Raw genomic sequence first — 8,773 nt, 5'->3', positions numbered from 1 at the left:
ACTTACGTAAAAGGTATAACAGACTGGACAATCGAAGTGGGTGCCAAGAACGTAGACTTCCTTAAGGATTTCACATTTGACAAGAAGGTCATAAAAGACGTTACTGTTGATGCCAGTAAGGTTGACCTCACAAAAGAGGGGAAATATGATCTTACATATAATATCATTCCTATTGACACCACAATCGACAAAAAGACTGTAATAAAGACAGTCGAAGTAATTTCTAAAGAAAAAGCACAGAAAGAAGCAGATAAAGGAAATCAAGTCATTACTTCTGATAATGAGATTAAGAAAAAATCTAAAGATAACGATGCCGACTCAAAGAAAGAAGTTGCTTCTAATAAGAACAATTCCAATACTTCCAACTCACAGAACACTAATGGCAATAGCGATAACAACAATAACAATGGAGGTTCTAAGCCGAATACGGATAACAATTCTGGAAACTCCAGCTCTAATAATAGTAAACCTGTCAAACCGACTAAGCCTGCTAATCCAGAAACTCCTGTTCATCAGCATAACTTCAACATTTTCGTACCAGAGAAAAGCCATATCGAATATGGCGAAGAAACATATGAGGAACAAGTTCCAAAATATGTTAAAATTTATTGGTACGAATGCAATGTCTGCCATGAACATTTTGATGATGAAATGAAGGCTGCAACACATTGCGAAGATGTTTGCGATTCCACATACTCATTTAAGAAAGACACCGTTCAAGACGGTTACGACACTGTTACAAAAATACGTCCGACATCTACCAAAGTCGTTGACGACCCAGCTCACTACGAATGCAGTTGTGGCGCACGTAAGTAAATACCATATTGTTGTTCATACACATTATAACGAATTTACTATTTTAAAAGAGTTTTACCTATGAATGTATAAACTAGATGATAAAGAAAAAGGTATTAAGAAAAGGGGAATTTTACACATATGGAAAAGATTAAAGAGTATATTACAAAGAACAAGAAAATTGTTATACCTGTAGCAATCATCATTATTTTATTATTGATTGGTGGTATCTATTTTGCTGTGCAATCAATTAATGGCAACAGTGATCCAAAAATAGAATCAACTAAACTAGAAGCAGATAAAAGCAAGGGAAAAGAAACTACAAAAGATCTAGACACTTACGTAAAAGGTATAACAGACTGGACAATCGAAGTGGGTGCCAAGAACGTAGACTTCCTTAAGGATTTCACATTTGACAAGAAGGTCATAAAAGACGTTACTGTTGATGCCAGTAAGGTTGACCTCACAAAAGAGGGGAAATATGATCTTACATATAATATCATTCCTATTGACACCACAATCGACAAAAAGACTGTAATAAAGACAGTCGAAGTAATTTCTAAAGAAAAAGCCCAGAAAGAAGCAGATAAAGGAAATCAGGTCATTACTTCTGGTGATGAGATTAAAAAAAAATCTAAAGATAACGATGCCGACTCAAAGAAAGAAGTTGCTTCTAATAAGAACAATTCCAATACTTCCAACTCACAGAACACTAATGGCAATAGCCATAATAACAATAACAATGGAGGTTCTAAGCCGAATACGGATAACAATTCTGGAAACTCCAGCTCTAATAACAGTAAACCTAGCGAATCTACTAAACCTACAGAACCAGTAAAACCAGTTCATCAACATGATTTCAGCATTTATGTACCAGAAAAAAGTCACACAGAATATGTGACTGAAACATGTGAGGAACAAGTACCAATTTATGAGTATGTAGAATGGTTTGAATGTAACTATTGTCATGAACACTTTGATAATGCAACTGATGTAGCATATCATTGTTTAACCGTATGTGGTTGTAATTACACTCTGAAAGGTGATAACATCCAAACAGGTTACTCAACTGAAACCAAAACTCGCCAGAAAGCTATAAAAGTTGTTGACGACCCAGCTCATTATGAATGCAGTTGTGGCGCACGTAAATAACACCTTTAAGACAGAAAAAGGTTTTATATGAGCATTGATAAAAAAACTCCGCAATGGAGTTTTTTTGCGACTACCAACTGCAAAAATTCTATCACGGAGGAATGACAAATGAATAAACAATATTCAGATGTCTTATATAGTTTGTCATACTCGCTATGGAGTTGTAAATATAGGGTTTATGCACAACTTGCCATTGTGAAAAGCAGTTTTCGGTAAAATGATAGAATATCGTGAAAAAGATTATAAAAAAATCTTTTTTGAAAGCGGTTATATTATGGAAAATGGTGTATAATAGAAGAAGATATAAGGGGTCGAGGTCATGAAAGAGAAGAAAGTAATGTATCCTTACTTTATCGTGGCATTGCTTACGGTATTTATCATTGGAACAATGGCTTATTTTTATATGGACTATTTGAATGCACAGATTGGTGAAGAAACCATGATCAGTATGAATGAAGTTAGTCAGAAGAATGCTGCAACTATAGAAAATCGTATCAAAGATAATCTGCAAATGGTAGATTCTTTATCTGAAGTTGTCATTTATGAAGATCTTAATAAGCCGCAAGAAATTGTTGAAAAGATGAAATACCTGGCTGAAAAAAATCATTTAAAGCGTATTGGTATTGCGGATGTAACGGGTGATTGCTATACCACGGATGATGAACATTTAAATATTTCCCAACGTGAATATTTTCAGAAAGCTTTAAAAGGTGAAAGCAATGTTTCGGAAGTAATAACAGATAAAATAGGTGCTGGAGATAAAATCAACGCATATGCAACACCAGTGATGCGTAATGGAGAAGTCAAGGCGGTTTTTTTCTATGTAAAAACAGTGGAAGATTTTTCACAGGATATTCTGATTACCAGCTTTGGTGGAGAAGGGCATTCTATTTTAAGTGATACAACAGGTAAAATTATTTTACGATGTGATGATTATGATGGCTTTGATGGAATCGATACAATGAAAGATTTGTGTTATTCAGGTAAAACGAAATATTTTGACGATGATAATGACAGTGGATTTATTAAATTTATCGATGCGAAGAGTGAAGACTGTTACTTATCTTTTGAAGGTATTGATTATAATGGCTGGTTTGTATTGACAGTTGTACCGGCTTCTGTTGTGACCGCAAGAATTACTTCTTTTTCAAAAATTGCCTTCCTCACATGGTTTATCATCATTCTGGTTGCGGTAATATTCTTTGTGGTATTCTATCATTTCCGTCGTCGTTCTCAGCGTCAGATGGAGGCAGCACTTTATAATGATCCATTGACTGGTCATAAGAATTTTAATAAATTTAAAACAGATGTATCGTTATTGTTGGAAACATCACCAAAACGTGATATCTTCAGTATCGTGGAATTTGATATTTGTGAATTCAAGATGTTTAATAAAATCTATGGCTATGCTTTTGGGGATGATTTGTTAATTACGATCATGTATGCAGTCAATCTGCATTTACGCTTCGGAGAGCATGCGGCACGTATCAGTGAAGATCGATTTGTCGCATTGCTACAGGAACATGAGGAAGAAGAAATCACCAAGCGAATATCTAAAATTTATGCGGAAATACAAAATGACTATACAAGGCATCATCCTGGCAGCAAATTTGCCATGCAGTTTGGTGTTTATCAGATGCATATGTATGATTATGATTTGATGAAATGTCTGGATAAAGCCATTTATGCGAAAAACAATAAGAAAAATGATCCTAAAGCATTTATTTCATTCTATAGTGAAGAAATGTATCAGGATATCGTAAGAAAAAAACAGATTGAAAGTCGTATGCAAAGTGCGATGGATCATGGAGAATTTGTTGTATATTTCCAGCCAAAGGTAGATATTGAAACAAATAAAGTGGTTGCTGCGGAAGCTCTTGTGCGCTGGAAAGATCCACAAAATGGATTGATTTCTCCAGGAGAATTTATACCGATTTTTGAAAAGAACGGATTTTTGGAAATTCTGGATATGTATGTCATTGATACGGTATTGACCTATATGTCCTCATGGCGAGGAAAATATGCGCCAATCAGTGTATCTGTCAATCTTTCTAAAACATATATTTTCCAGGAAGGATTTGCCCAGCGAATATATGACATGACACAAAAACATGGAATTGAAGCGAAATATCTGGAATTAGAGATTACAGAAAGTACGATGTTAGATAACAGTGAACGTCTGATAGCGTTAATTAAGGAATTAAAATCCTTTGGCTTTTTGATATCCATGGATGACTTTGGCAGCGGCTATTCTTCTTTGAATATGTTGAAGGAGATGCCAATCGATATCATCAAATTGGATCAGGTATTCTTACGCAGTAATGAACAGACAAGAGAAAAGAGTAAACTGATTGTTGAAGGTATTATGGATATGATCAATCTGTTAGGTATTGACAGTGTGGCAGAAGGTGTAGAAACAAAGGATCAGCTACAGCTGTTATATGATGTACATTGTCGTATTGCACAGGGATTTTATTTCTATAAACCAATGCCAATATCAGAATTTGAAAAATTATTGTAAAGGGAAACGCAAATGTTTCCTTTTTTTTCGACAACTTGCCATCTTGCTATCGCTTATAATGCAATAGGAAAGGATGAAGGGTATGGAAGGATATATAGAAGTCAGTTTTCTTTTTTGTTTTCTTACCATCTATTTATCGGTGAAGCTTGCCTGCTTCAGCTGTTTGAAGATGATCAATAAAAAACAGATGCTGTTCTATAGTGCCATCACAGCAATCCATGGATGTCTGTTTTTTGATAACGCATGGATATGTTTGATCATATGGGAGTGGTTGTGCTTTCTTCAGATATTTAAAAGCCGTAGAAAGGTTTATTTTATGGCATATGCTATTCGCATTCTTCTGTTTTTCAGCGTATTTGCATGGTATCATGGAAGCTTTCATAATGGCATGTATTATCTACCAATAGATGAACATATGTGGATGGTGTGGTTGCTTTATGCATTCCTCTTTTTTATGCTGAAAAGAAAATGGCATACCTTGCTGGCACAGGGCAATTATGTATATCCTGCGACATTATCCTTCGCCGAAAAGAAACTGCATATCAAAGGGTATCTGGACAGTGGCAACCTGCTTCGTCATAAAGATTTGCCGGTTGTTTTTCTGGATGCGAAATATGCGTCATATTTTGATGAAAAAAACATAGAATTGGTAGTAATGGATACCATACAGAAAACAGGCATGATGCAGTGTATGAAAGCACAGCTTTACATGGAAGGAGCTGGTACACAGCTAGTATATGTCAGCTTTGCGAAAACATTGCATTTACCTTTTGATTGTGAGGTACTCTTAAACATGAACGTGATGACGTTGGGGTGATGAACATGAAAAGACTATGGAAGTTATGGAAGCTGTTGTTTGGAAAAGAAACAGCAATGGATGTATTTTACATCCAGGGAAGTGATGTATTACCCAAGCCTTTGAGCAAGGAAGAAGAAACAGCTGCATTGATTGCATTGGAAGATGGAGATGAGGAAGCAAGAAACACATTGATTGAGCATAATCTAAGACTTGTTGTTTACATAGCAAAACGCTATGAAACCAATCCGATTTTTATGGAAGATCTGATCAGTATTGGTTCGATTGGACTAATCAAGGCAGTCAACACTTTTAAACGGGATAAAAATATTAAACTAGTCACATATGCCTCCCGATGTATTGAAAATGAGATCTTGATGTTTTTACGTAAAAAAAGCAGAAGGAAAGTGGAAGTCAGTTTTGATGAACCTTTGAATGTGGATTATGATGGCAATGAACTATTGTTGAGTGATATTCTGGGTACCGATGATGATCTGGTCACAAAGGAATTTGAAAAGAATGAAAATAAGCGGGAACTGATTGCCGCCATGAGCACCTTAAAAGAGCGGGAACGTATGATTCTACAAATGCGTTATGGTATTGAGCATGAAGAACTGACGCAAAAAGATATCGCTCAAAGACTTGGCATATCACAATCATATATCTCCCGTTTAGAAAAACGTATCCTAAAGAAATTGAAGGTACAGATGAAGCAAAATCAAAGATAAACAAATAAAAAAATTAAAAAATGTATTGACAGCAACCGCTTACAGTGATAAACTGAGGATGTAAAAATTGAACGGAACGTGTGTTACTGGTAAAGCAGGCATTAACGATTAAAGCATGATACAAAGGATATTTGTATATGTGGAGAAGTTAGTGCCTTTTTTGTTGGATTGCGCGCGTTCAACAGGGCACCCGTCAGTTTTACTTGATAAAATAAAAGGAGAAAAAAGTTATGAAAGATAAAATTTTCGGTGTTCTGCAACGTGTAGGTAGAAGCTTCATGCTTCCAATCGCAATTCTTCCAGTTGCTGGGTTATTCTTGGGAATCGGTGGTTCCTTTACAAATGCAACTATGATTTCTGCGTATCATTTAGAATCCATCTTAGGTCCTGGTACCTTCTTATATGCAATTTTAACAGTTATGAGTAAAGCCGGAGATATCGTATTTGCGAATCTTCCAATCATCTTCGCAATGGGTGTTGCCATCGGTATGGCAAAGAAGGAAAAAGAAGTAGCAGCACTTGCTGGTGCAATCGGCTTCTTCATTATGCATACAGCTATTGGTGCTATGTTAGATATCACTGGTGCTGCCGCAACAATGCCTAATGGTTCTGTTACACAGGTTGTTGGTATTACATCCTTACAGATGGGTGTCTTCGGTGGTATCATCGTTGGTCTGGGTGTTGCTGCATTACACAATAAATTCTATAAAATCAAACTGCCTCAGGTATTAAGCTTCTTTGGCGGTACACGTTTTGTGCCAATCATCACAGCAGTTGTATATTTGTTTGTAGGTATCGCCATGTTCTATATCTGGCCATTCATTCAGGAAGGCATTTATGCAATCGGTGATGTTGTACGAGGTTCAGGTTACTTTGGAACCTTCATCTATGGTGTTATGGAACGTGCATTGATTCCATTTGGTTTGCATCATGTATTCTATCTTCCATTCTGGCAGACAGGTGTTGGTGGAACAATGATGGTTGCTGGCAAAACAATCGAAGGTGCACAAAATATCTTCTTTGCTCAATTAGCTGATCCTAATACAGTTAAATTCTCAGTAGAAGCTACTCGCTTCATGTCTGGTAAATTCCCATTAATGATCTTTGGACTTCCAGGTGCTGCTCTTGCAATGTATCGTTGTGCAAAACCTGAAAAAAGAAATGTGGTTGGTGGTTTATTGATTTCCGCTGCCTTAACAAGTATGTTGACAGGTATTACGGAGCCATTAGAATTCACCTTCTTATTCGTCGCACCACTTCTGTATATCATGCACTGTGTATTAGCAGGACTTGCCTATATGTTTATGCATATCTTCCAGGTAGGTGTTGGTATGACATTCTCTGGTGGCTTGATCGATATGTTCTTATTTGGTATCCTGCAGGGTAATGATAAGACAAACTGGATCTGGATCGTAATCGTTGGTATTGTTTACTTTATCGTATATTACTTCCTGTTCACTTTCGTTATCAAAAAGATGAATTTAAAAACACCTGGCAGAGAAGATGACAATGAAGAAACAAAACTATATACTCGTGCAGATGTAAATGCGAGAAAAGAAACATCTACTACATCAGGAAAAGCAGATGAAAACAGTGTTTCTGCTATGATCTGTGATGGCTTGGGTGGAAAAGACAACATCTCTGATGTAGATTGCTGTGCTACCCGTTTACGTACAACTGTAAAAAATCCTGACCTTGTAAAAGAAGATGTTTTAAAAGCAAGCGGTGCTGCCGGTGTCATTAAAAAAGGCAATGGTATCCAGGTCATTTATGGGCCAAGAGTTACTGTGATTAAATCAGACTTAGAAGATTATTTATCAAAATTATAGGAGGAATCACGTATGAAGCTATATTTGAAACGCATGTGCGCTTATGCAGTAGATTTATTGATCACTGCGGTTGTATTAAACATCTTTCTGTTTTCCTATCAGGTATTTCAACTAGATCCACAAATGGCAGTCAAAGGAAATTATATGCTGTTGTGTGCAGTTTTAAGCATATTGTTTCTATTCATTTATATCCCAACCAAACAAAATGGGCAAACGATTGGGAAAATGCTGTTTCATTTACGTGTCGTAAATACAAACGGACAAAAACGTACATGGTTTCAAAGCTTCCTGCGTGAATGTGTATTAAAGTTTTCATTCATTGTATTCTTGATTCCTATGGATATCGTGTATACAATCATGGAAAGCATTCGTCAAAGAAAAATTATAATCTGTATCGGGCATGATGCATTATTGAATACTGAAGTATTAGGAGGATAAAGATATGGGATTATTTAACAGAGGTAAAAAAACAATTGAACTACAGGCAATCTGTCAAGGTGAAGTAAAAGATATTATCGAAGCCAGTGATGCGGTGTTTTCTCAAAAGATGATGGGAGATGGTGTGATGGTTATTCCAGAAAGCGGGGATATCTATGCGCCATGTGATGCCACTATCGCTATGGTATTTCCAACCAAACATGCTATGGGTTTAAAATTAAAAGATGGTAGTGAGCTGTTATTGCACTTTGGTATCGATACGGTAAACTTAAATGGAGAAGGTTTTACAGTGTGTGTAAAAGAAGGCGATCAGATCAAAGCTGGTGATGCATTATGGCATGCGGATTTAGCCTATATCAAGGAGCATGCGCCTAGTGAAGCGATGATGATCGTAGTAACTTCACTTGCGGATGGAAAAACGTTAAAAAAAGTACTTGGCAACAAAAAAACAGGCGAAAAGTTTTTGGAAATTCGTTAAACCGTGTTACAATAAATACGTAAGGTAGGGAAGGAA

The 8,773-nt window shown here is 36.3% G+C and carries 8 protein-coding genes; all 8 read left to right on the top strand.

Annotation, left to right across the window (positions count from 1 at the left end):
- Positions 1-816 (top strand): hypothetical protein (locus DW114_RS03030; protein WP_394336413.1); only part of this gene is annotated, 816 nt, incomplete at its 5' end.
- Positions 817-936: 120 nt separating this feature from the next.
- Positions 937-1,947, top strand: a complete 1,011-nt coding sequence (locus DW114_RS03025) for a hypothetical protein (protein ID WP_117452289.1) — start codon at positions 937-939, stop codon at positions 1,945-1,947.
- 319 nt (positions 1,948-2,266) lie between these two features.
- A complete protein-coding gene (locus DW114_RS03020) occupies positions 2,267-4,468 on the top strand; it encodes an EAL domain-containing protein (RefSeq protein ID WP_117452287.1) in 2,202 nt (733 codons plus the stop codon).
- A gap of 82 nt (positions 4,469-4,550) precedes the next feature.
- A complete protein-coding gene (locus DW114_RS03015; RefSeq protein WP_158552162.1) occupies positions 4,551-5,285 on the top strand; it encodes a sigma-E processing peptidase SpoIIGA in 735 nt (244 codons plus the stop codon).
- Positions 5,285-5,992 carry an RNA polymerase sporulation sigma factor SigK gene (gene sigK / locus DW114_RS03010; protein ID WP_178695117.1) on the top strand — a complete coding sequence of 236 codons (708 nt, stop codon included), beginning with the start codon at positions 5,285-5,287 and terminating at the stop codon, positions 5,990-5,992. The genes DW114_RS03015 and sigK overlap by 1 nt, the downstream gene beginning before the upstream one ends.
- 230 nt (positions 5,993-6,222) lie before the next feature.
- The gene (locus tag DW114_RS03005) at positions 6,223-7,821 is read left to right on the top strand and encodes a maltose/glucose-specific PTS transporter subunit IIC (RefSeq protein ID WP_117452282.1); all 1,599 of its coding nucleotides are present in this window, start codon (positions 6,223-6,225) and stop codon (positions 7,819-7,821) included.
- A gap of 12 nt (positions 7,822-7,833) precedes the next feature.
- Positions 7,834-8,259: an RDD family protein gene (locus DW114_RS03000; protein WP_117452280.1), complete on the top strand. Its 426-nt coding sequence runs from the start codon at positions 7,834-7,836 to the stop codon at positions 8,257-8,259.
- Between the two features lie 4 nt (positions 8,260-8,263).
- A complete protein-coding gene (locus tag DW114_RS02995) occupies positions 8,264-8,737 on the top strand; it encodes a PTS sugar transporter subunit IIA (RefSeq protein WP_117452278.1) in 474 nt (157 codons plus the stop codon).
- Positions 8,738-8,773 lie beyond the last annotated feature (36 nt).

Source organism: Absiella sp. AM09-50 (genome assembly GCF_003433845.1).
GTDB classification, from domain to species: domain Bacteria; phylum Bacillota_I; class Bacilli_A; order Erysipelotrichales; family Erysipelotrichaceae; genus Hoskinsella; species Hoskinsella hominis.
Note: the sequence above shows the minus strand (reverse complement) of the source record. Positions and strands in the feature narration are given on the sequence as shown.

Bases quoted from the DNA above. Each gene is read 5' to 3' on its own strand.
- DW114_RS03025 (WP_117452289.1), top strand. From the start codon at position 937: ATGGAAAAGATTAAAGAGTATATTACAAAGAACAAGAAAATTGTTATA.
- DW114_RS03020 (WP_117452287.1), top strand. From the start codon at position 2,267: ATGAAAGAGAAGAAAGTAATGTATCCTTACTTTATCGTGGCATTGCTT.
- DW114_RS03015 (WP_158552162.1), top strand. From the start codon at position 4,551: ATGGAAGGATATATAGAAGTCAGTTTTCTTTTTTGTTTTCTTACCATC.
- sigK (WP_178695117.1), top strand. From the start codon at position 5,285: ATGAACATGAAAAGACTATGGAAGTTATGGAAGCTGTTGTTTGGAAAA.
- DW114_RS03005 (WP_117452282.1), top strand. From the start codon at position 6,223: ATGAAAGATAAAATTTTCGGTGTTCTGCAACGTGTAGGTAGAAGCTTC.
- DW114_RS03000 (WP_117452280.1), top strand. From the start codon at position 7,834: ATGAAGCTATATTTGAAACGCATGTGCGCTTATGCAGTAGATTTATTG.
- DW114_RS02995 (WP_117452278.1), top strand. From the start codon at position 8,264: ATGGGATTATTTAACAGAGGTAAAAAAACAATTGAACTACAGGCAATC.